The 21,275-nt window shown below is 66.3% G+C and carries 19 protein-coding genes; 6 read left to right on the plus strand and 13 right to left on the minus strand.

The features are described from left to right. Positions 1–8 precede the first annotated feature (8 nt). From mrdA to AB4Y35_RS08100, 4 genes are all read right to left on the minus strand, one after another. A complete protein-coding gene (gene mrdA / locus AB4Y35_RS08085; RefSeq protein ID WP_368704036.1) occupies positions 9–2,510 on the minus strand; it encodes a penicillin-binding protein 2 in 2,502 nt (833 codons plus the stop codon). 101 nt (positions 2,511–2,611) lie between these two features. After that, a complete protein-coding gene (gene mreD, locus AB4Y35_RS08090) occupies positions 2,612–3,124 on the minus strand; it encodes a rod shape-determining protein MreD (RefSeq protein ID WP_069264625.1) in 513 nt (170 codons plus the stop codon). Continuing rightward, positions 3,124–4,242 (minus strand): rod shape-determining protein MreC, encoded by a 1,119-nt coding sequence (gene mreC / locus AB4Y35_RS08095; RefSeq protein ID WP_368704037.1) that lies wholly within the window; start codon positions 4,240–4,242, stop codon positions 3,124–3,126. Before mreC ends, mreD begins: the two co-directional genes overlap by 1 nt. Before the next feature lie 191 nt (positions 4,243–4,433). Then, the gene (locus tag AB4Y35_RS08100; RefSeq protein ID WP_004189550.1) at positions 4,434–5,477 is read right to left on the minus strand and encodes a rod shape-determining protein; all 1,044 of its coding nucleotides are present in this window, start codon (positions 5,475–5,477) and stop codon (positions 4,434–4,436) included. A gap of 430 nt (positions 5,478–5,907) precedes the next feature. Here AB4Y35_RS08100 and gatC point away from each other — a divergent pair, with 430 nt between their 5' ends. The 5 genes from gatC to AB4Y35_RS08125 all read left to right on the plus strand — a co-directional run bounded on the left by gatC (position 5,908) and on the right by AB4Y35_RS08125 (position 11,206). Then, the gene (gene gatC / locus AB4Y35_RS08105) at positions 5,908–6,207 is read left to right on the plus strand and encodes an Asp-tRNA(Asn)/Glu-tRNA(Gln) amidotransferase subunit GatC (RefSeq protein WP_028211911.1); all 300 of its coding nucleotides are present in this window, start codon (positions 5,908–5,910) and stop codon (positions 6,205–6,207) included. A gap of 191 nt (positions 6,208–6,398) precedes the next feature. Then, on the plus strand, positions 6,399–7,889 hold the full coding sequence (gene gatA / locus AB4Y35_RS08110; RefSeq protein ID WP_368689449.1) for an Asp-tRNA(Asn)/Glu-tRNA(Gln) amidotransferase subunit GatA: 1,491 nt from the start codon (positions 6,399–6,401) through the stop codon (positions 7,887–7,889). Positions 7,890–7,891: 2 nt separating this feature from the next. Next, positions 7,892–9,367 (plus strand): Asp-tRNA(Asn)/Glu-tRNA(Gln) amidotransferase subunit GatB, encoded by a 1,476-nt coding sequence (gatB, locus tag AB4Y35_RS08115; protein ID WP_368704038.1) that lies wholly within the window; start codon positions 7,892–7,894, stop codon positions 9,365–9,367. Positions 9,368–9,503: 136 nt separating this feature from the next. Beyond that, complete coding sequence (locus AB4Y35_RS08120; RefSeq protein ID WP_368704039.1) at positions 9,504–10,340, plus strand: PPK2 family polyphosphate kinase; 837 nt, start codon at positions 9,504–9,506, stop codon at positions 10,338–10,340. A gap of 86 nt (positions 10,341–10,426) precedes the next feature. Next, positions 10,427–11,206, plus strand: coding sequence for an exodeoxyribonuclease III (locus AB4Y35_RS08125; RefSeq protein WP_324162864.1), 780 nt, complete (start codon positions 10,427–10,429; stop codon positions 11,204–11,206). Between the two features lie 30 nt (positions 11,207–11,236). On the opposite strand, the gene AB4Y35_RS08130 is transcribed toward AB4Y35_RS08125, so the two are convergent. The 8 genes from AB4Y35_RS08130 to argB all read right to left on the minus strand — a co-directional run bounded on the left by AB4Y35_RS08130 (position 11,237) and on the right by argB (position 19,005). After that, on the minus strand, positions 11,237–12,376 hold the full coding sequence (locus AB4Y35_RS08130) for a M48 family metallopeptidase (RefSeq protein WP_368704040.1): 1,140 nt from the start codon (positions 12,374–12,376) through the stop codon (positions 11,237–11,239). Continuing rightward, positions 12,373–13,767 carry an AmpG family muropeptide MFS transporter gene (locus AB4Y35_RS08135; RefSeq protein ID WP_368704041.1) on the minus strand — a complete coding sequence of 465 codons (1,395 nt, stop codon included), beginning with the start codon at positions 13,765–13,767 and terminating at the stop codon, positions 12,373–12,375. The genes AB4Y35_RS08130 and AB4Y35_RS08135 overlap by 4 nt, the downstream gene beginning before the upstream one ends. Positions 13,768–13,848: 81 nt before the next feature. Further along, the gene (gene metW, locus AB4Y35_RS08140; protein ID WP_133188307.1) at positions 13,849–14,457 is read right to left on the minus strand and encodes a methionine biosynthesis protein MetW; all 609 of its coding nucleotides are present in this window, start codon (positions 14,455–14,457) and stop codon (positions 13,849–13,851) included. Further along, positions 14,454–15,599, minus strand: a complete 1,146-nt coding sequence (locus AB4Y35_RS08145) for a homoserine O-acetyltransferase (protein WP_368704042.1) — start codon at positions 15,597–15,599, stop codon at positions 14,454–14,456. The genes metW and AB4Y35_RS08145 overlap by 4 nt, the downstream gene beginning before the upstream one ends. Positions 15,600–15,910: 311 nt before the next feature. Beyond that, complete coding sequence (locus AB4Y35_RS08150; RefSeq protein ID WP_368704043.1) at positions 15,911–16,501, minus strand: HdeD family acid-resistance protein; 591 nt, start codon at positions 16,499–16,501, stop codon at positions 15,911–15,913. A 61-nt stretch (positions 16,502–16,562) separates the two neighbouring features. Continuing rightward, the gene (gene slmA, locus AB4Y35_RS08155; protein ID WP_368704044.1) at positions 16,563–17,249 is read right to left on the minus strand and encodes a nucleoid occlusion factor SlmA; all 687 of its coding nucleotides are present in this window, start codon (positions 17,247–17,249) and stop codon (positions 16,563–16,565) included. Between the two features lie 45 nt (positions 17,250–17,294). Continuing rightward, positions 17,295–18,053 (minus strand): pyrimidine 5'-nucleotidase, encoded by a 759-nt coding sequence (locus tag AB4Y35_RS08160; protein WP_368704045.1) that lies wholly within the window; start codon positions 18,051–18,053, stop codon positions 17,295–17,297. Between the two features lie 52 nt (positions 18,054–18,105). Continuing rightward, positions 18,106–19,005 (minus strand): acetylglutamate kinase, encoded by a 900-nt coding sequence (gene argB, locus AB4Y35_RS08165; protein WP_368689439.1) that lies wholly within the window; start codon positions 19,003–19,005, stop codon positions 18,106–18,108. Between the two features lie 322 nt (positions 19,006–19,327). Here argB and AB4Y35_RS08170 point away from each other — a divergent pair, with 322 nt between their 5' ends. Beyond that, entirely contained in the window at positions 19,328–19,564 is a 237-nt protein-coding gene (locus tag AB4Y35_RS08170; RefSeq protein ID WP_368689438.1) for a cysteine-rich CWC family protein, read from the plus strand. On the opposite strand, the gene AB4Y35_RS08175 is transcribed toward AB4Y35_RS08170, so the two are convergent. Next, the gene (locus tag AB4Y35_RS08175; protein WP_368704046.1) at positions 19,554–21,227 is read right to left on the minus strand and encodes a hypothetical protein; all 1,674 of its coding nucleotides are present in this window, start codon (positions 21,225–21,227) and stop codon (positions 19,554–19,556) included. The genes AB4Y35_RS08170 and AB4Y35_RS08175 overlap by 11 nt on opposite strands. Positions 21,228–21,275: the final 48 nt, after the last annotated feature.

Raw genomic sequence — 21,275 nt, forward strand, 5'->3', positions numbered from 1 at the left:
GTGATTCCTTACTCGTCGATGCCGCCCGTTGCGGGCTTGGGCGGCGGTGCGAGCGTGGCCGCGTCGCTCGCGCTGGCGGGGCGGCGCGGGCGATGGGGGCCAGGGCCGAAGTGGCGGGGCTCGGAGGCGGGCGCGGGGCGCGCGGCGCCCGTGTCGGGCGTGCCGGCGGTGCCGCCATTCACGGCGTCGATTGCTGCGGGCGCATCGGGGCTCACGTTCTGACGGGGCTTGCGAGTCTTGCCGGCGGCGCTGCTGGCGGGCGTGGGCCGCGTCGCCGCACCGGAGGCCGCAGCCGGACCGGCAGCGGAGGCAGGCGCAGCGGCGGCCGCGCCTGAAGCTTGCGCAGCCGCCGCCGCAGCGGAAGCCGCCGCGGCCGCCGATGCCGCGCCGGGAATCGGCAGCGGCGTGAAGCCGGCGGCGACCCGCACTGGCTGCACGGCGGGCGTGGCCGGGGCCGGGCCCGAAGCCGCCGACGCCGCCGAAGCCGCCGAAGCCGCCGAAGCCGCCGAAGCCGACGAAGCCGACGAAGCCTCGGGCGGCGCGCCGATCACGGGCGCGGAGGCGTCTTCCGTGGCCGACGCCGCCGCGCTCACGGCCGCCTGCTCGACGCCCGGCTTCAGGCGATCGACGAGGTAGTAATCCAGCACGCGGCGCGCGATCGGGCCTGCGGCCTGCGCGCCCCAGCCGCCGTTTTCGACGATCAGCGCGAGCGCGATCTGCGGCTTCTCGGCCGGCGCGAACGCGATGAAGAGCGCGTGGTCGCGCAGATTTTCGGCGAGCGCATGCGCCTTGTACTTGCCGCCCTGCAGCGAGAACACCTGCGCCGTGCCGGTCTTGCCCGCCGAGGTGTACGGCGCGTTGCGGAACACCTGATACGCCGTGCCCGACTGATTCATCGTCACGTTTTCCATGCCGCGCTTCACCACGTCGATGTCGGCCTGGCTCACGTTCAGGCGGCCGCTTTGGCTCGGCACAGTGAGGCGTTCCTGCTTCGTGATCGGATTTTCGATTTCCTTCACGAGGTGCGGCTTCATGAGCACGCCGTTGTCGGCGAGCGTGGCCGTGGCGTGCGCGAGCTGCAGGATCGTGAACGAGTTGTAGCCCTGGCCAATCCCGAGGCTGATCGTCTCGCCCTCGTACCAGCGCTGCTGCTCGGGCTTGCGGTACGCCTTGCGCTTCCATTCGGTGGAGGGCAGGATGCCGCGCGCCTCGCCCGCGATGTCGATGCCGGTGAGCTGGCCGAAGCCGAGCGGCTTCATGAAGTTGGCGATGTTGTCCACGCCCAGGTCGTGCGCGAGCATGAAGAAGTAGGTGTCGTTCGACACCATGATCGCGCGGTTCATGTCGATCCAGCCCTGGCCCGAGCGCACGTCGTTGTTGAAGCGGTGGCCGCCGAACATGTAGAAGCCGGGGTCGGAGAAGCCCCACTGCGGCGTGCGCTTGTGCAGCGTGAGCGCGGCGAGCGCCATGAACGGCTTGTAGGTCGAGCCCGGCGGGTAGGTGCCGTGCAGCGGACGGTTCAGGAGCGGGTGATCGGGCGAGTTGTTGAGCTCGTCCCAGGTCTGCTGGTCGATGCCGTCCACGAACGAGTTCGGATCGAAGCTCGGCGCCGAGACGAACGCGAGAATGTCGCCCGTGGAAGGCTCGATCGCCACGAGCGCGCCGCGCTTGCCCGCGAAGGCCTGCTCGGCGATCTGCTGCAGACCGATGTCGATCGACAGCACGAGGTTGTTGCCCGGCGTGGCCTGGGTGCGCGAGAGCGTGCGCACGGGGCGGCCGCCCGCCGTCACTTCCACTTCCTCGAAGCCGGTCAGGCCGTGCAGCTCGGTTTCGTAGCTCTGCTCGACGCCGATCTTGCCGATGTAGTCGGTGCCGTTGTAGTTGTTCGCGTCCAGACGCGGATCGTAGTGCTCGGGATCGCTGTCGTTCTTGTCGGAGAGGTCGTCGATGCGCTCCTGGTCGCGCTGCGAAATCCGGCCGATATAGCCGATCACGTGCGCGGCCGTGGGCCCAAGCGGATACTGGCGGAACAGGCGCGCGCGCACTTCCACGCCGGGGAAGCGGAAGCGCTGGGCCGTGAAGCGTGCGACTTCGTCGTCGGTCAGGCGCGTGCGGATCGGCAGGCTCTCGAAGTTCTTCGAGTCTTCGAGCAGCTTCTTGAAGCGGCGGCGGTCGCGCGCATCGATCGGGATCACGGTCGAGAGCTCGTCGATCGTGTTGTCGAGCGTGTCGGTGAGCTTCGAGGGCGTGATTTCGAGCGTGTACGCCGAGTAGTTCTTCGCGAGCACGACGCCGTTGCGGTCGGTGATGATGCCGCGGTTCGGCACGATCGGTGCGACGGAAATGCGGTTTTCGTCCGCCTGCAGCGAGTACTTGCTGTGGTTCCAGACCTGCAGATAGAGGAAGCGGAACGCGATCAGCCCGAAGCAGACGAACACGAACAGCCCCGCCGCCGCGACGCGCAGGCGGAACTTCGTGAGCTGCTGCTGGGTGTCCTTGAATTCGGTCATGCTGTCAGACCCAGGCCCCACGGTTCCAATCGCGAGGAACGGCGGGCCGGGGTGCGTAAGAGGTAGTCAAGCGAGTCTTCCAGCGGCGGGCGGCGCGCCGCTCAAATGGGCCGGGTGTCGTCGGGATCGACGGGGCGGCGCTGCGGCAGCAGCAGCAGCACGCTCGCGATCGGCCAGAGGATCGCCTCGACGAAGCCGCTGATGAGGTATCCCCAGCCAGGAAACGACGCGCCCATCAGCAGGCGGATCACGAACGGCACGACCTGCGCGCCGACCAGCATGGGCGTGACGGCGAACATCTGCAGGCCGATCGACATCCACAGCACGCGGCGGTGAATGGTGATCGCGCCATACGAAAGCAGCGTGTAGGCGAGCGCGTGCTCGCCGAGCAGGTTCGCGTTGTGGACGTCCATGAGGAGCCCGAGGAAGAACGCGACGCCCATGCCGACCTTGCGCGGCTGGTGAATGTTCCAGAACAGCAGCACGAGCGCGACGAAGTCGGGCACGCCGGGCAGCTTGCCCCAGGGCAGCAGGTTCAGCAGGAACGCCGCCGCGAGGCTGAAAACGATGAAGTACGGATTGACCGGCTGCAGAATGTATTGCGGACGCGGCATCAGTGGCCCCCTTTCTCGACGGCCTTCGCTGCCTCTTCGCGCAGGCTCTCCCTGGGCCGCTTTTTCTCCGCCGGCTTCGTGTCTGCTGCGGCTGCATTCGCCGCGGGCTTCGCCTGCTGCGCCGGGGCCGGGGCCGCGCCCGATGCAGCGGCGGCGGGTTTCGCCTTCGCGTCGTCGGCTTTCTTGTCGCCCTTCTTGTCCGCGGCCTTGGCGGGCTTCTTCTTCGCGTCCTTCGCCTCGGCGGCCGCTGCGGCCTCTTCGGCGGCGATCGGGTTGGGCGGCACCTGCGGCACATAGTGCAGCACGAGCACCTGGCGCGCCCCGCGCACGGCGGCGAGCGGCAGGCAGACCACGCGCGCGAACGCGGTGTCGGCCTGCTTGTCCACGCGCAACACCTTCGCGACCGGCAGCCCTTGCGGATAGATGCCGTCGAGGCCGCTCGTCACGAGTTCGTCGCCCACTTGCAGATCGGCGCTGATCGGCACGAAGCGCAGATCGAGCAGGTCGCCCTTCGCCGTGCCGTAGATCACGCTGCGCAGACCCGTGCGCACGACTTCGACCGGCACGGCCTGGTCCTTGTCGGTGACGAGCGTAACTTCGGACTGCATGGGGAACACGCGCGTGACCTGGCCGATGACGCCGTCCTCGCTCAAGACCGGCGAGCCGTTCTGGATATTCTGCTGCGAGCCGCCGCCGATCACGACCTTCTGCGTGAACGGGTCGCGCGTGTCGTACTGGATCTCCGCCGGCGTGGTTTGCGCGCCGATGCGCTGCGAGAGCTGCAGAAGCGCGCGCAGGTGCGCGTTTTCGGCGGCGAGCGAAGCGGCCGCGTTGGCCTGCTGCGAAAGCTGCAGATTGCGCACGTGCAGCTGGGTGTTTTCGGTGCGCAGCGTGGAACTCGTCACGGCCAGATCGGCGGCGCCCATAAAGAAGTCACGCGGCACGAGGGCCGCGCGTTGCAGCGGGTAGAGACCCGCGCCGAGCACGCCGCGCACAATCTCGAGCGTCTTGAAACGCGCGTCGGAGACGAGGAGCGCGAGCGACAGCACGACGAAGAAAATCAGCCGTGCGAGTGCCGATGGGCCCTGTTTAAAGAGGGGCGGCGGACTGTATTCCATGGTCGGCGCCGGGGGCGTGTGCGGTTCGGTGAAACAGAGGGTGTAACGGAGGGCACAACGAAGCGTGAAACTTCGGCGCCCCGCAGGACGCCCCATTGCGGGCGCCGTGGCGGCGCGCGTGCCGCCACGCCATCAATGGCGCGGCGACGCCGAAACCGCGCCGCGGGTGAGCGCAGCGGTGCGCGGCGCGCTTACTCGTACGAGAAGATGCTGCCAAGCTTGTCCATGCGCTCGAGCGCCATGCCCGAGCCGCGCACCACGCAGGTGAGCGGGTCTTCGGCCACGAGCACCGGCAGACCGGTTTCTTCGGCGAGCAGGCGGTCCAGGTCGCGCAGCAGTGCGCCGCCGCCCGTGAGCATCATGCCGCGCTCGGCGATGTCGGCGCCCAGTTCCGGCGGCGTTTGTTCGAGCGCGATCTTCACCGACGAGACGATCTGGTTCAGCGGGTCGGTGAGCGCTTCGAGGATTTCGTTGCTCGAAATGGTGAAGCTGCGCGGAATGCCTTCCGACAGGTTGCGGCCCTTCACTTCCATTTCCTTGACTTCGGAACCCGGGAAGGCCGAACCGATTTCCTTCTTGATGGCTTCAGCGGTTTGCTCGCCGATCAGCATGCCGTAGTTGCGGCGGATGTAGTTGACGATCGCTTCGTCGAACTTGTCGCCGCCCACGCGCACCGAGCCCTTGTAGACGATGCCGCCGAGCGAGATCACGCCCACTTCGGTCGTGCCGCCGCCGATGTCGACGACCATCGAGCCCGTGGCTTCCGAAACCGGCAGGCCTGCGCCGATCGCGGCGGCCATCGGTTCTTCGATGAGGTAGACCTGCGAGGCGCCCGCGCCGTGCGCGGCTTCCTTGATCGCGCGGCGCTCGACCTGGGTCGAACCGCACGGCACGCAGATGATGATGCGCGGCGACGGCGAGAACATGCGCGACTCGTGCGCCGTCTTGATGAACTGCTTGATCATCTGCTCGGTGACGGTGAAGTCGGCGATCACGCCGTCCTTCATCGGGCGGATGGCTTCGATGTTGCCCGGGACCTTGCCGAGCATCTGCTTGGCTTCCTTGCCGACTGCCTGAATCGTCTTCTTGCCGTTCGGGCCGCCTTCCTGGCGAATGGAGACGACCGAGGGTTCGTCGAGGACGATGCCCTTGCCGCGCATGTAGATCAGGGTGTTGGCGGTGCCGAGGTCGATCGCCAGGTCGTTGGAGAAGTAGCTACGCAGAAAACCGAACATTCAAAAATCCTGTCTCGCTTGTGGCCGTCCTTCCAGCTTGGTGGGCGAGGACGGCAGCGGAAAAATTAACAGCCTCAGGGCGATATGCTCCACCACGAGAGCACTCCGAAATCACGGCGGAGGGCGTCGCAAGGGGCGCCACGAGGGGCCTGAGACTGCGGGGATGATTACCGGAGGCAGCCTGGCTGCGCCGCCCGTTTGATCTTGTCTGGCCGCATTGTGTTGCGTACAGAACTGAAAGGCGGATGCAAGGCGGTCCGGGTTTGGGTCGAACGCGTAATGATACCTTATAATTTTGCCTGTTTTGCAGGATCCGGAAGGCAGTTTTTGACCTCATCGAAGCTTTCCTCCAGAGCCGGATCCGGCGCGATAAACCGCTGTTGCAGCACCGAATTTCCGCACTGCCGCAGCCCCTTTTTCCGGTGACCGCATGGCCCTGACCCTGAACGATGTGAAGCGTATCGCGCATCTTGCGCGCCTCGAACTGGCCGACGCCGAAGCCGGCAATACGCTCGAACGCCTGAACGGCTTCTTCGGCCTCGTCGAGCAGATGCAGGCCGTGGACACGACCGGCATTGCGCCGCTCGCCCACCCGATCGAGCAGATCGAGGACGTCGCGTTGCGTCTGCGCGAGGACGCCGTGACCGAAATCGTGGACCGCGAAGCGCTGCAGCGTCCCGCGCCCGCGGTGCAGGACGGACTTTACCTCGTACCGCGCGTGATTGAGTAAGCGCGCAGCATTTTTTCGCCATTTCGAAATCTTTCGAGTCGTCGGAACAGTTCGAAACGGCACGGACTCCCGAATTTTCCGGGGTTTTCCGGGTAGCGGCCTGAACGTTTGCCAACGTCAGTCGAGCCGCTCCCGGACGGCGCAACGATCGGATTTCGACCACGCCGTGACGTTCTTCCAGGAATCACGCAATGCATGACAAAAGCTTGACCGAACTGCGCGCCGCGCTGGCTGCGAAGGAGTGCTCCGCAGTCGAGCTGGCCCAGCACTTTCTGGGCCGGATTGAGGCGCATCAAGACCTGAACGCCTTCGTCGACGTCAATCCCGAATTGACGCTCGCCCAGGCGAAGGCCGCCGACGCGCTCCTGCACTCGGGCCACGCGGGCCCACTCGCGGGCATTCCGCTCGCGCACAAGGACGTGTTCGTCACGCGCGGCTGGCGCTCGACCGCCGGCTCGAAGATGCTTGCAAACTATGTGAGCCCGTTCGACGCGACCGTGGTCGAGCGGCTCGAGCGCGCGGGCATGGTCTGCCTCGGCAAGACCAACATGGACGAATTCGCGATGGGCTCGTCCAACGAGAACTCGCATTTCGGCGCCGTGAAGAACCCGTGGGACACGAAGGCCGTGCCGGGCGGCTCGTCGGGCGGTTCCGCCGCGGCCGTCGCCGCGCGCCTCGCGCCCGCCGCGACCGGCACCGACACCGGCGGCTCGATTCGCCAGCCGGCGTCGTTCACGGGCGTGACGGGCATCAAGCCCACCTACGGCCGCGTCTCGCGCTACGGCATGATCGCGTTCGCCTCGTCGCTCGACCAGGGCGGCCCGTTCGCGCACAGCGCCGGCGATTGCGGGCTGCTCCTGAACGCCATGGGCGGCTTCGACGAGCGCGACTCGACCAGCCTCACGCACGAGCACGAGGACTACACGCGCTTCATCGGCCAGACGTGGAGCCAGGACGCCGGCGCCGACAAGCCGCTCGCGGGTCTGCGCATCGGCCTGCCGAAGGAATACTTCGGCGCGGGCCTGGCCGACGACGTGCGCGCCGCCATCGACGCCGCGCTGAAGACGTACGAGTCGCTCGGCGCCACGCTCGTGGAAGTCACGCTGCCGAAAACCGAGCTGTCGATTCCCGTGTACTACGTGATCGCTCCGGCGGAAGCCTCGTCGAACCTCTCGCGTTTCGACGGCGTGCGCTTCGGCCACCGCGCCGCCGAATACCGCGATCTGCTCGACATGTACAAGAAGTCGCGCGCCGAGGGCTTCGGCCCCGAGGTGAAGCGCCGCATTCTGGTGGGCACCTACGTGCTCTCGCACGGCTACTACGACGCGTACTACCTGCAGGCGCAGAAGATCCGCCGCATCATTGCGCAGGATTTCCAGGAAGCGTTCAAGCAGTGCGACGTGATCATGGGGCCGGTCGCCCCGAGCGTGGCATGGGATCTCGGCGCCAAGGGCGACGATCCGCTGCAGATGTACCTCGCGGACATCTACACGCTCTCCACGAGCCTCGCGGGCCTGCCCGGCATGAGCGTGCCGTGCGGCTTCGGCGCGGGTGCGAATGCGCAGCGACCCGTCGGTCTGCAGATCGTCGGCAACTATTTCAACGAGGCCCGCATGCTGCAGGTCGCCGACGCCTTCCAGCGCGCGACCGACTGGCATCGCAAGGCGCCGGCAGGGGTGTGAACATGGCAACACAGTGGGAAGTCGTTATCGGTCTCGAGACGCACGCGCAATTGTCGACGGCGTCGAAGATCTTCTCGGGCGCATCGACGCAGTTCGGCGCCGCGCCCAACTCGCAGGCCTGCCCCGTCGATCTCGCGCTGCCGGGCGTGCTGCCGGTGATGAACCGCGGCGCCGTGGAGCGCGCGATCCAGTTCGGCCTCGCGATCGACGCGACGATTGCGCCGCGCAGCATTTTCGCGCGCAAGAACTACTTCTATCCGGACCTGCCGAAGGGCTATCAGATCAGCCAGTACGAGATTCCGGTCGTGCAGGGCGGCCAGATCACCATTCAGGTCCCGGCTAACGAAAAGGCCGGCAAGGAAGCCTACGAGAAGACCGTCAATCTCACGCGCGCGCACCTCGAAGAAGACGCAGGCAAGTCGCTGCACGAAGACTTCGCGGGCATGACGGGCATCGACCTGAACCGCGCCGGCACGCCGCTGCTCGAAATCGTCACGGAACCCGAAATGCGCAGCGCCGCCGAAGCGGTTGCGTACGCGAAGTCGCTGCACACGCTCGTCGTGTGGCTCGGCATTTGCGACGGCAACATGCAGGAAGGCTCGTTCCGCTGCGACGCGAACGTCTCCGTGCGTCCGGTCGGCCAGAAGGAATTCGGTACGCGCGCCGAGATCAAGAACCTGAACTCGTTCCGCTTTCTCGAAGAGGCGATCCAGTACGAAGTGCGCCGCCAGATCGAGCTGATCGAAGACGGCGGCACGGTGGTGCAGGAAACGCGCCTCTACGACCCGGACAAGCGCGAGACGCGCTCGATGCGCAGCAAGGAAGACGCGCACGACTACCGCTACTTCCCCGACCCCGACCTCATGCCGCTCGTGATCGATGCTGCGTGGGTCGAGCGCATGAAGGGCGAACTGCCCGAGCTGCCCGCGACGATGCAAACGCGCTTTGTCGAGCAGTACGGCGTGACGCCGTATGACGCGAACGTGCTCACTTCGAGCAAGGCGATGGCGGCTTACTTCGAAGCGGTGGTGGCCAAGGCGGGCGCGGCGCAGGCCAAGGCCGCGGCCAACTGGCTGATGGGCGAAGTCTCGTCGCAGCTCAACCGCGAAGGCCTCGACATTGCCGACTCGCCGGTCTCGGCCGCGCAGTTCGCGGTGCTGCTCGCGCGTATCGCCGACGGCACGATCTCGAACAAGATTGCCAAGGAAGTGTTCCAGGCGATGTGGGACGAGAAGGCTGCCGACGAAGCCGCTGCCGACCGCATCATCGAAGCGAAGGGCCTCAAGCAGATCTCGGACACCGGCGCGCTCGAAGCGATCATCGACGAGGTGCTCGCCGCGAACCAGAAGTCGGTGGAAGAATTCCGCGCCGGCAAGGAAAAGGCGTTCAACGCGCTGATCGGCCAGGCCATGAAGGCTACGAAGGGCAAGGCGAACCCGCAGCAGGTCAACGAGCTGCTGAAGAAGAAGCTGGGCTGAGTTTGACTTGAGCCGGCCGGATTCGGGCATGCTTGCGAGGCGGCGTCGTGCGTAGCAGTGCGGCGCCGCCTTGCCGCTTCAGGCGGGCGCAATGGCGTGAAGCCATCTGTATTCACGAGAGAGAGGAGAACAACACATGTCCAAGGTCCCGAGTCTCGACGATTACCGCGTGCCGTACTTCAGCGACAAGAAGACGGAGACGTTCTCGCTCAATGCGCTCGACCCCGCCGTGAAACCGTTCTCGACCGGCAGCAAGGACGCCGACCGCGACCGGCTCGCCGAGATCGGCAACAAGCTCGACGTGTTGCAGGAGCGTCTGCATTCGCAGCGCCATCAGCGCGTGCTGCTCGTGTTGCAGGGCATGGACACGAGCGGCAAGGACGGCACGATCCGCGGCGTGTTTCACGAGGTCGATCCGCTCGGCCTGCGCATCGTGCCGTTTCGCGCGCCGACGCCCATCGAGGCCGCGCGCGACTTTCTCTGGCGCGTGCACCTGCAGGTGCCCGCGGCGGGTGAGCTGGCGATCTTCAACCGCAGCCACTACGAAGACGTGCTCGTGCCGCGCGTGATCGGCCAGATCGACCCGGCCGAGTGCGAGCGCCGCTACCGGCAGATTCGCCATTTCGAGGCGCTGCTCGCCGAGAGCGGCACGTCGATCATCAAGTGCATGCTGCACATCTCGAAGGACGAGCAGCGCAGCCGCATCCAGGCGCGCATCGACGACCCCACCAAGCACTGGAAATTCGACGTATCCGATCTCGAAGCGCGCAAGCATTGGGACGCCTATCAGGCCGCATACCACGACGCGCTCGCGGCCACCTCCACGGAATACGCGCCGTGGTACGTGATCCCCGCGAACTCGAAGTCGCACCGCAACCTCATGGTGGCCGAACTGCTGCTGCGCCTGATGGAAAGTCTGAAGCTCGAATTTCCGCCGGCCAAGGCCGAACTCAAGGGTCTCAAGATCGACTGAGACCGACCGTATTCCCTCGCGCGGCGCGGCGCAGTTCCGGTTCGGCGCGCCGTGCGAGGCAACGCACAATCAAGAGGAAAGAAGACATGTTGCGTGTGATCACCGCGAATCTGAACGGCATCCGCTCGGCGGCGAAGAAGGGCTTTTTCGAATGGTTCGGCGAACAGAAGGCCGACGTGCTCTGCGTGCAGGAAATCAAGTGCTCGCAGGACGACATGACGCCCGAATTCCTCGCCCCGCACGACTTCACGGGCTACTTCCAGCATGCGGTCAAGAAGGGCTATAGCGGCGCGGGCGTCTATTCGCGCCACGAGCCCGACGACGTCATCATCGGCTTTGGCAGCGAGGAGTTCGACCCGGAAGGGCGCTATGTGGAAACGCGCTTCGGCAAGCTTTCGGTGATCTCCGTGTACGTGCCTTCGGGCTCGAGCGGCGAAGAGCGTCAGGCCGCCAAGTACCGCTTCATGGACGAATTCATGCCGCATCTCGCGGAACTCAAGCGTGAGCGCGAAGTGATCCTGTGCGGCGACGTGAACATCGTCCACAAGGAAATCGACATCAAGAACTGGAAGGGCAACCAGAAGAACTCCGGCTGCCTGCCCGAAGAGCGCGCATGGCTCACGAGCCTGTTCGACGACGTGGGCTACGTGGACGTGTTCCGCACGCTCGACGCGCGCCCCGAGCAATACACGTGGTGGAGCAACCGCGGCCAGGCGTATGCGAAGAACGTGGGGTGGCGTATCGACTATCAGATCGCGACGCCCGGCATTGCGCACAAGGCGAAGAAGACCTCGATCTTCAAGGACATCAAGTTCAGCGACCACGCGCCGCTGACCATCGACTACGACTACAAGGTCAAGAGCTGACGCTCACCGCGGCGCGCTGTGAAACCGCTTTCAGGGCGCCGATACCACCTTGCGCTTTTGCACGGCCGGGATGCCCTCGTAGTCGGGCAACTCGGCGAGCGGCTTGCCGATGGCCTTGGCGTAGAGCGGCATCATGTCGGCGAGGCGCTTGGCGATATCGGCGCGCCGCGCCGGCGTGTACGGGTGCACGTAGATGAAGCCCTGATCGCGGTCGGCGCGCGTGGCCACCGCGAGCTTGTCCCACAGCGTGAGCGCCGCGCGCGGATCGAAGCCCGCGCGCGAAGCGATATCGCTGCCGATCACGTCGGCCTCGGTTTCGTCGGCGCGGCCGTAGTGCATCTCCACGAGCTGCGAGCCGATGCCGAGCGGAAACACGCCGAGATCCGCGAGCCCGAATAGCTGCGGCACCGAGCCCGATTCGATCTGCGCGGCCTGTTGTTCGCCCAGGCGCTCGCGCACGTGCTCGCGCACAGCATGCGCGATCTCGTGGCCGAGCAGCATGCCGAACTCGTTGTCGTTGAGCTTCACGCGATCGAGCAGGCCGCCATACACGACGATCTTGCCGCCCGGCAGCGCGTACATGCGGATGTCGTTCGAGCGGATCACCGCCACTTCCCACTTCCAGTTCTTGACGCGATCGCTCCACTTCTGCGAGTAAGGCGCGAGCCGGTCGACGAAAGCCCGCACGCGCTGCACGTGCGGATCGCTTTCGGCATAAAGGCGGTTCGAATGGGCCGCGCCGCGCACGATCTCGTTGAACTCGGCCGTGGCCTGCGCTTCGAGCATCGGCGAGGGAATCAGGTTGCGGTACACGGCGGCGTTGCCAAAGCGCACCACACGGCCCGTGTTCGGCGCGCCGGGGGCGACGCTGCCCGGCGCGACGCTTGCATTCGCGCCGCTGTTTGCTGCGCCGTTCGCGCTGTTCGCCGCGCCGTTCGTCGGGTTCGTTGCGGCATTGCCTGCACCCGCGGCGCTGCCTGCTGGCGGCGTGGCAGGGTTGGCCGGCACGCTCGCCGGGGCGCTCGTGGCGGCCGGGTTTTCGGCACCCCAGGCATTCCATGTGCAAAGACCCGGCAAGACGGCGGCGAGCGCCAGCACGAGCGCGCGAGCGCGCTCGCCGCTGCGCAGCGGCGCACGCGGGCTTTGCGCGACGGTCTCATGCGTGCTCACGACCGGACTCTCCACGGGGCAATACGAATGAGCAGGAGCATACCCGGTACCGCGAGCACCGTGCAGACGATGAAATAGTCGAACCAGCCGATCTTCGCGACGACGTAGCCGCTCGCGGCGGAGGCCAGCGTGCGCGGCACGGAGGCGAGGCTCGTAAAGAGTGCGAACTGCGTGGCGGTGTAGCGCGGATCGGTCGTGCTTGCAATATAGGCAGTGAACGCAGCGAGCGTGAGTCCCGTTGCGAAGGTCTCGAAGCCGTACACGAGCGCGAGCGCAACAGCGCGCGGATCGAGCGTGAACTGCACGCTGGCGCCGAAGAGCCCCGCGGCCCACGCAACCGCATGGCTCACGGCGAGCACGGCATCGTAGATGGCGGCGAGCGAGGGCGATCCGGCGCCGAGCTGCGCGAGCCACGCAAAACCCAGAGTAGAAATCATTTGCAGGAAGCCGAAGATCCACAGCCCGCGCCCAATGCCGATCTTCACGAGCGCCACGCCGCCGATAATGCCGCCCGCGAGGCTCGCGCCGAATGCCGTCATCTTGGCGATCACGCCGATCTCGGTGCGCGAATAGCCGATGTCGAGGAAGAACGATGTGGACAGGGTGGTCGCCATCGTGTCGCCGAGTTTGTAGAGAAAGATGAAGGCGAGCACAAACAGTGCCGCGGCGAGACCGTCGCGGCGCACGAATTCGGCGAACGGCTGCACGATCGCTTCGCGCAGGTTCCTGGGCGGCGCGCCGTGCACTTCGGGCTCTTTCACGACGAGCGTCATGACCATGCCGGGAATCATGAACACCGCCGTCACGACGAATACGGTGCTCCACGGCAGATGATCGGAAAGGATCAGCGCGAGCGAACCCGGCACGAGCGCCGCGATCTTGTAGGCGTTCACGTGCACGGCGTTGCCGAGGCCCTGCTGTGTGTCGGTGAGCAGTTCGCGCCGGTAGGCGTCGATGGAGATGTCCTGGCTCGCGCCGAAGAACGCCACCAGCGCGGTGAGCGCGGCTACAGTCCAGATCGAATCTTTCGGCGAAACGTAGCCGAGCGTGCCGATGGCGAGCGCCACGAGAATCTGCGTGACGAGCATCCAGCCGCGCCGCCGCCCCGGGCGCCAGCCGGGCAGGCGCGGCACGTAGCGGTCCATGAGCGGCGCCCAGACGAACTTCCAGGTGTAGGGGAACTGGATCAGCGCGAAGAGGCCGATCTCCTTGAGATTGACGCCCTCCGAGCGCAGCCACGCCTGCACCAGATAGACGAGCGTGAACAGCGGCAGCCCGGAGGTAAAGCCGAGGAACACGCAGATCAGCATGTGCGTATTCAGATACGCACGCCAGCCGGGGTGGGATTCGTGAGCGGTAAGAGCGGGTGCCTCGTGGGGCGGATTCTGCATGTCGTCGTTAGCGGCGGCGGTGTTGGGTGCGGTTCCAGGTGAACCGGTCGGGCAGAAAAACACGCGACGCCGCGCACGGCGTCATTTTTTTCTCACGCGATAGACCGCAAGACTACCACGCCAGTTCACACCCCAACGAACGGTCTGACCCCCATGGAGCACGGCGCGGTCGAGAATTTCGACGCCCACCTCGGGCGCGAGCGCCTCGAAGTCCTTCACCGTGAGAACACGTACGTTCGGCGTGTTATGCCACTGATAGGGCAGCGACTTCGAAACCGGCATGCGGCCGCGGAGTACCGAAAGCCGGTGCGGCCAGTAGCCGAAGTTCGGGAACGAGACGATGCACTCCTTGCCCACGCGCGCCGTCTCGCGCAGGATGGCGGCCGTCTGGTGAATGGTCTGCAGCGTTTGCGAGAGGATCGCGAAGTCGAAGCTCGCGTCCTCGAACAGGCGCAGGCCGTCCTCCAGATTCTGCTGGATCACGTTGATGCCGTTCTTCACCGAAGCGAGCACGCCCGCGTCGTTGATCTCGATGCCGTAGCCCGTGCATTCCAGCTCTTCGGTGAGCAGCGAGAGCAGCGAGCCGTCGCCGCAGCCGAGGTCGAGCACCTTCGCGCGCGGTTCGATCCAGCGCGCGATGGTGCGAAAGTCGGGACGGGCGGAAAGACTGTCGAAAGCGCTCTGGTTCATGCGCCCACCTCAGCAGCAATACGTTCGTAGTAAGCGCGCACCACATTGTGATAGCGCGCGTCGTCGAGCAGGAAGGCGTCGTGGCCGTGCGGCGCGTCGATTTCCGCGTAGGTCACCTGGCGCTTGTGATCGAGCAGCGCCTTCACGAGTTCGCGCGAGCGCGCGGGCGCGAAACGCCAGTCGGTCGCGAAGCTCGCCACGAGGTATTTCGCCTTCGTGTGCGCCAGTGCGCGCGTGAGGTCGCCGTCATACGCCTTGGCGGGGTCGAAGTAATCGAGCGCGCGCGTGATCAGCAGGTAGGTGTTGGCGTCGAAGTAGTCGGCGAACTTGTCGCCCTGATAGCGCAGGTACGACTCCACTTCGAATTCCACGTCGAAGTTGAAGTTGTAGGCGTTCTCGGCACCTTCCGCACGGCGCAGCGCCCGGCCGAATTTCTCGGCCATGTCGTCGTCGGACAGATAGGTGATGTGGCCGATCATGCGCGCCACGCGCAGGCCGCGGCGCGGCTTCACGTTGTGGGCGTAATAGTCGCCGCCATGGAAGTCGGGGTCCGAGAGGATGGCCGAGCGCGCGACCTCGTTGAACGCGATGTTCTGCGCCGACAGCTTGGGCGTGGAGGCGACCACGATGCAGTGGCCGATGCGATCGGGATAGCGCAGGCTCCATGCAAGCGCTTGCATGCCGCCAAGGCTGCCGCCCATCACCGCGGCGAACTTCTCGATGCCGAAGCGATCGGCCACGCGCGCCTGGGCGTCCACCCAGTCCTCGACCGTCACGACCGGAAACTTCGCGCCATAAGGCTGGCCGGTGGCCGGGTCGAGGCTCATCGGGCCGGTCGAGCCGAAGCACGAGCCGAGATTGTTCACGCCGATCACGAAGAAGCGGTTGGTGTCGAGCGGCTTGCCCGGGCCGACCATGTTGTCCCACCAGCCCACGTTTTTGGGGTCGTCCGCGTAGACGCCCGCCACGTGGTGCGACGCATTGAGCGCGTGACAGACGAGCACCGCGTTGCTGCGTGCGGCGTTGAGCGTGCCGTAGGTTTCGACCACGAGGTCGTACCCGGCCAGCGCCGTGCCGTTCTGCAGTTGCAGAGGCTCGTCGAAATGCAGTGTTTGAGGAGCGACGATGCCGATCGATTCCATTCGTTCCGCCTTGGTTTTTCGGGCGGCTAAACGGTGTCGGCGGGCGCGGAGTGCGAAAGGATTGGCGCAGCTGACGACCTCTTTAGCCGCATTTATATCGAACTCCGGGGCCCAGGCCCTGGGAGTTCACGCGCCCGCAATCGAGTCAGCAAATCGGCGCGTGGGTATTGCAAAAGGAACGCAGAGTATATCGGAAAAAGTGCAAAGCGACGCGGCGCACGGGAAAGGCGGCCCGGGCGGCGCGCTGCCGCCCGGCGCCTTGGCGCCGCCGCTTCACGTGCCCGCGCACCGCGCGAGGCCGCGAAGCCTTATCACTTCCTGGGCGCGGACGGATGCGCGTTGCGCCAGCGCCGCAGTTGCAAGGCCGCGATGATCATCAGGAGGCCGTAGAGGACCGCATAGGCGGCGATCACCCAGATCAGCGAGAGCGCGCCCGCGCCGGGGAACATCGCGAAGAAAAAGCCCACCGTGGCCGAGAGCAGCCCCGAAATCCCGACCGCCCACGGATGCGCGATGGCGTGCCGGTACTGGATCGCATAGACGATCTCGAAGATGCCCGTGAAGAACGCCCACACGCCGATGATCATGACGAGGACGATGGCGGTCTCGCCGGGCCAGAAGAACGCCACGAGGCCCGCGATCACGCCGATCAGACCGATGATGACGTAGGTCCAGCGCCGCGTGCCGCCGCCGCGCGCGCCGTAGATCAGCGCGAACGCACCGTCGACAAGGGCGTAGGCGCCCCAGACGATGGCGAGCGTGAGCACGGTGAGACCGGGCAGCGAGAAGGCGAGCACGCCGAAGACGATGGCGGCGATGCCTCGGGCAATGAGCCAGCCCCAATGGGCGGAGAGGCCCATCAGGATGGGCGGCAGGCCGAGGGGCGGAACGGGACGGTTCATGCGACGGTTCTCCTGGTAGCGACGCGAGCCACCGCCACGGAACAACGCCGCCGCGGCCGCGCTATTGAAGAATGATGCGGATCTGCTCGTCGGCGTGCTCGCTCGGTGAACGAGTGAAGCCGCTTTGCGCATAGCGATGCCAGCAACCGATCACATAGCGCACGACCAGATTCGCCCGGACCGTTGGATCGTATCCCTTGGCGGCCGGCTTCGCGTTGACATGGTCAGACCCCGAAATTGCCTTGCGCTCGGCCTCCTGCGCGAGGTCGACGCGCAGGCACTGGCGCAGCGACGCCTCGACGCGATCGAGCATCTGGTTCACGCGCTCGGCGAGCCGCTCGTGCTCGCCCACGAGCGCTTCGCAGGTCAGCACGCGGGTCATGCCGGCGTTGCGTGTGGAAAAGTTGACGAGCATCAGCGCGATCGCACGCGCCTGCAGGACGCCGCTCGGCTCTTTTTCGACGATCTGGTTGATGAGCCCGAAGAGCGTCTGCTCGATGAAATCGATCAGGCCCTCGTACATCTGGGCCTTGCTCGCGAAATGGCGATACAGCGCGGCCTCGGAAACCCCCAGGCGCGCGGCCAATGCCGCGGTGGTGATTTTCTCGCCGCGCGGCGCCTCGAGCATGGTGGCGAGCGTCTGGAGAATGTGGATACGGCGTTCGCCCGGTTTCGGGCGGGGGGCGCGGCGGGCCGCGCCCGGCGATTCTGCTGCTTCGACTGCTTCACGCGTTTCTGTCGGCTGCATGGATATCGTCCCTGGCGTTGGCCTCTGGGTTGGCGCTCCCCCGTTTTACTTCGAGCGTCCCGACTGCAGGCCTGGTTTCAGGGATTTTAGCGAACGAATGCGACGATCGACATAGTGCGGCCTGCCGGTACCCGGCAAGTGCGGGGGCAAATGCCCGGTGATCCAGACGGTGCGGATGCCGAGGCGCCGGTAGCGCTTGAGATGGCTGCGTGTGTCTTCGATCAGGATCGCATCGGCGAGCGCCACGCCCGCCCGGCGCAGCGTGCCGCGCAGCATCGCGCAGTCGGGCTTGGCGCGCCAGTGGCTGCGCGAGCGCATGCCTTCGATGGCGATCACACGTTCGAACAGCCGCTCGATGCCGAGCGCCGCGAGCACCGCGTGCGCGTAGTCCTCGGGGCCGTTGGTGAGCACGATCTTGCGCCCGGGCAGCGCGGCGAGCGTGCGGGCGAGGCCGCGCTCGGCGTGCAGCATGCCGTGCAGGTCGTCGAAGGTGTGCACGACCTTGAGGAAGTCGTGCGGGTCGATCGGATGATGGCGCGTGAGGCCGAGCAGCGTCGCGCCGTAGCGGCGCGTGTAGCTCGTGCGCAGGTGATTGGCTTCGTCGCGGCTCACGCCGAGCGCGTCGACGATGTACTGCGTCATGCCGGCGTTGATGGCCGGGAAGATTGCGCGCGACGCATTGTGCAGCGTGTTGTCGAGATCGAAGAGCCAGACGGGGCCGCGCGAGGTGGGGGCGCCCGCTGTACGGGCGACGCGGCGCGGCCGGCGCCGGGCACGCCTGGCATGAAGGCTGGAGTCGGTCATCGCGGACGTGAGACGCGGCGGCGGCACGGCGCCGCCGCCGGGAGCAAGGAGCTTAGTGCGAGCGGATCATCGTGCCGAACGGCTGTTCGGTCAGGATTTCCAGCAGCACGGAGTGCTCGATGCGGCCGTCGATGATGTGCACCGAGCGCACGCCGCTCTTGGCCGCGTCGAGCGCCGACGAGATCTTCGGCAGCATGCCGCCCGAGATCGTGCCGTCTTCGAAGAGCGCGTCGATTTCGCGCGCCGAGAGGTCGGTGAGCAGATTGCCTGCCTTGTCCATCACGCCCGGGATGTTCGTCATCATCACGAGCTTTTCGGCGTTGAGCACCACGGCGAGCTTGCCCGCCACGAGGTCCGCGTTGATGTTGTACGAGAGGCCGTCTTCGCCGAAGCCGATCGGCGAGATCACTGGAATGAACGCGTCGTCCTGGAGCGCCTTCACGACCGCCGGGTTGATCGCCTCGACTTCGCCCACCTGGCCGATGTCGACGTACTGACCGGGGTTGTCGCGGTCCGGCATCATCAGCTTGCGGGCGTGGATCAGGCCGCCGTCCTTGCCGGTCAGGCCGACCGCGTGGCCGCCGAAGTGGTTGATGAGCGTGACGATGTCCTGCTGCACTTCGCCGCCGAGCACCCACTCGACGACTTCCATGGTTTCTTCGTCGGTCACGCGCATGCCCTGGATGAACGTGCCTTGCTTGCCGATCTTCTTGAGCGCCGTGTCGATCTGCGGGCCGCCGCCGTGCACGATGACCGGATTGATGCCCACGAGCTTGAGCAGGATGACGTCGCGCGCGAAGCCCTGCTTGAGCCGCTCTTCGGTCATGGCGTTGCCGCCGTACTTGATGACGACGGTCTTGCCGTGATACTGGCGAATGTAAGGCAGCGCTTCGGCCAGAATTTCGGCTTTCAGGGTGGGGGCGATCTGCGAAAGGTCGATGGGCTCGGACATGGCGGCGGAGACTTGGACGAAAAACAGACGAAACTCGCGGACGAAAATCCGCGGACGAAGAACGCGGCCGCAAAACGGTCGAAACAGGCCGGATTGTACAGGACTGGCGCGGTGCAGCAGGGAAAACGGCGGGGAAAACGACGCGCATCGGGCGCTTCCCGAGGCACATGCGCAACACGGGCGCGAGCGTATCGGCGGCGCCGCAAAACGGGGCGAAATCGGCAGGGAAACGCGGGCGTGACAAGCGAGGCGCAGGACCCGCGCGCGGGCTGTGGCATCATCTTCCTGTCGCCAACCCATGGCTTCGAGAGGAGTGCGCGCCATGACCGCCTCCGCCGTGCCCGCCACCGGCATGAAAAGCGCCCGCTGCCCGCGCTGCGGCAACAGCTTCGATTGCGGCAGGAACACCGAACCCTTCGATTGCTGGTGCAAGTCGCTGCCCGCCTTGCCCGCGAGCGAGCTGGACCCGCGCGGGCGCTGCCTCTGCCCCGAATGCCTCGCGGCGGCGGCGGCGCCGGCAGCGGGCGCCGCGCCGAAGGGCAGAAGCGTTATGCCATGAATGGCGCGCCGAGTTGCGCGTTGCGTTGCGCGCCGTGCGCGAGCGCCGCGAGATCGGCGCTCACCTCGTCGAGCACGGGCTCCCACTGTCTGAACGCCTTCTGACGGTACAGCCGGGTATTCGGATACCACGGACTGTCGCGCCGATCCAGCAGCCAGACCCAATGCGGATTCACGTCCAGCAGCACCCAGGCGCGCTTGCCGAGCGCGCCCGCAAGGTGTGCGCTCGACGTGCACACGGAAATCACCAGGTCGAGCGCGTCGACGAACGCGGCGGTGTCGTCGAAGGTCTTCCACTGGGCGCTGAAGTCGGTCACCTCGAAGCCCGCTGCGCGCGCCGCGGCGATGTCCTGCTGTGCGCCGGGCTGCAGCGAATAGAACGCCACGCCCTCGATGCCGCCGAAATGCCGGGCATACCGTTCGAGCCCGACGCGACGAAACGGATTGCGTTTGTGCGTGAGGCTGCCCGTCCACGCGAGCCCGACCTTCAGGCGCGGTTCGCCCGCAAGGCGTTCGCGCCAGCGCGCCGCCGCCGCGGGATCGGCCTTGAGATAACCGGTGGGGCCCGGGATCGTCGCTTCCTCAGTGCCGAAGATGAGCGGCAGGCTCAACAGCGAGACTTCGCAATCGTAGGGCGGCAGGTTTTCGACGGGGCCGCCCGCGCAGTACAGATCGCAATGGCGGCCCAGGCTTCGTGCGAGCAGCGCGCCCATCTGCGGAAACGAATTCCAGACGAGCCGGCCGCCTTCGCGATGCACGCGTTCGGCGAGCAGGGGCACGTAGCGGCAGAATTGCAGCAGGTCGCCCATGCCCTGTTCGCCCCAGACCAGCAAGGTGCGGCCCGCGAGCGGCTCGCCTCGCCACTCGGGCTTCGGGAACAGCGGGCGGCCCATGGCCAGCTCACTCGACCCCTGCCAGCGCGTCTCGTGTCCGGGCCAGCCTTCGGCATAGTTGCCGCGCAGAAGCAGGGTCATCGACAGGTTCGAGCGTAGCGACGCGTCGTTGGGCGCATACTGGCAGGCGGCGCGCGCGGCGCGTTCGACCTCGTCCCACTGCTGCGCTTCCTTGCAGGCCATCGCATGGTTGTTCAGGGCGAGCGGGCTTTGCGGCGCGAGTTCGAGCGCGCGGCGACTGGCGTGGAGTGGACGCGCCGCGTCGGTATCGGTTGGGAACACGCGCGCCAGGTTGATCCAGGCGTTGACGTTGGCGGGCTCTTCGGCGACCGTTTCTTCGAGCAGCGACAGAATCTCGCGGTCTCCAAAATTGATCTGCATCAAAGCTGTTGCAAGATTGTTGCGCAGATTTGGAAACGTACGCGCGATTCCCAGCGCGTGGCGGTAAGGTTCTACCGCTTCGGCATGACGGTTTGCAAACTGCAGCGCGAGGCCTGCTGCGAACCGCGCGGCGGCCCGCTCCGGAGCGAGCCGGGCGATCGCGGCGCTCAGGCGTACGGCTTCTTGCGCGCGGGCGCTGTCCTGTGCGCGAGCGGCGATGCGCATGAGCGCGTCGTCGTCGAGGCCGCTCAGCGCGGCGCGCGTGGCGGCCAGCAATTCGTGTGCGGACGCATCGGTCGCCTTGCCGGTTCCACTGGCCGCCGCAGCGTCGATGAAATCGAGAAAGAGATTGCGCACGGTGTGGAGTACGTCAGGGGGCGAGGCTTGCATTGTTCCGTCTGGCTTGTCAGAAAGCGCCGAAGCAAAAGTGGTCGGCGG

Origin of the sequence: Paraburkholderia sp. EG286A (genome assembly GCF_040965375.1) — a bacterium.
Classification (GTDB): Bacteria; Pseudomonadota; Gammaproteobacteria; order Burkholderiales; family Burkholderiaceae; genus Paraburkholderia.

Excerpts from the sequence above, each read along its gene's own strand:
- mrdA (WP_368704036.1), bottom strand. The coding sequence starts at position 2,510 with ATGACCGAATTCAAGGACACCCAGCAGCAGCTCACGAAGTTCCGCCTG.
- mreD (WP_069264625.1), bottom strand. The coding sequence starts at position 3,124 with ATGCCGCGTCCGCAATACATTCTGCAGCCGGTCAATCCGTACTTCATC.
- mreC (WP_368704037.1), bottom strand. The coding sequence starts at position 4,242 with ATGGAATACAGTCCGCCGCCCCTCTTTAAACAGGGCCCATCGGCACTC.
- AB4Y35_RS08100 (WP_004189550.1), bottom strand. The coding sequence starts at position 5,477 with ATGTTCGGTTTTCTGCGTAGCTACTTCTCCAACGACCTGGCGATCGAC.
- gatC (WP_028211911.1), top strand. The coding sequence starts at position 5,908 with ATGGCCCTGACCCTGAACGATGTGAAGCGTATCGCGCATCTTGCGCGC.
- gatA (WP_368689449.1), top strand. The coding sequence starts at position 6,399 with ATGCATGACAAAAGCTTGACCGAACTGCGCGCCGCGCTGGCTGCGAAG.
- gatB (WP_368704038.1), top strand. The coding sequence starts at position 7,892 with ATGGCAACACAGTGGGAAGTCGTTATCGGTCTCGAGACGCACGCGCAA.
- AB4Y35_RS08120 (WP_368704039.1), top strand. The coding sequence starts at position 9,504 with ATGTCCAAGGTCCCGAGTCTCGACGATTACCGCGTGCCGTACTTCAGC.
- AB4Y35_RS08125 (WP_324162864.1), top strand. The coding sequence starts at position 10,427 with ATGTTGCGTGTGATCACCGCGAATCTGAACGGCATCCGCTCGGCGGCG.
- AB4Y35_RS08135 (WP_368704041.1), bottom strand. The coding sequence starts at position 13,767 with ATGCAGAATCCGCCCCACGAGGCACCCGCTCTTACCGCTCACGAATCC.
- metW (WP_133188307.1), bottom strand. The coding sequence starts at position 14,457 with ATGAACCAGAGCGCTTTCGACAGTCTTTCCGCCCGTCCCGACTTTCGC.
- AB4Y35_RS08145 (WP_368704042.1), bottom strand. The coding sequence starts at position 15,599 with ATGGAATCGATCGGCATCGTCGCTCCTCAAACACTGCATTTCGACGAG.
- AB4Y35_RS08150 (WP_368704043.1), bottom strand. The coding sequence starts at position 16,501 with ATGAACCGTCCCGTTCCGCCCCTCGGCCTGCCGCCCATCCTGATGGGC.
- slmA (WP_368704044.1), bottom strand. The coding sequence starts at position 17,249 with ATGCAGCCGACAGAAACGCGTGAAGCAGTCGAAGCAGCAGAATCGCCG.
- AB4Y35_RS08160 (WP_368704045.1), bottom strand. The coding sequence starts at position 18,053 with ATGACCGACTCCAGCCTTCATGCCAGGCGTGCCCGGCGCCGGCCGCGC.
- argB (WP_368689439.1), bottom strand. The coding sequence starts at position 19,005 with ATGTCCGAGCCCATCGACCTTTCGCAGATCGCCCCCACCCTGAAAGCC.
- AB4Y35_RS08170 (WP_368689438.1), top strand. The coding sequence starts at position 19,328 with ATGACCGCCTCCGCCGTGCCCGCCACCGGCATGAAAAGCGCCCGCTGC.
- AB4Y35_RS08175 (WP_368704046.1), bottom strand. The coding sequence starts at position 21,227 with ATGCAAGCCTCGCCCCCTGACGTACTCCACACCGTGCGCAATCTCTTT.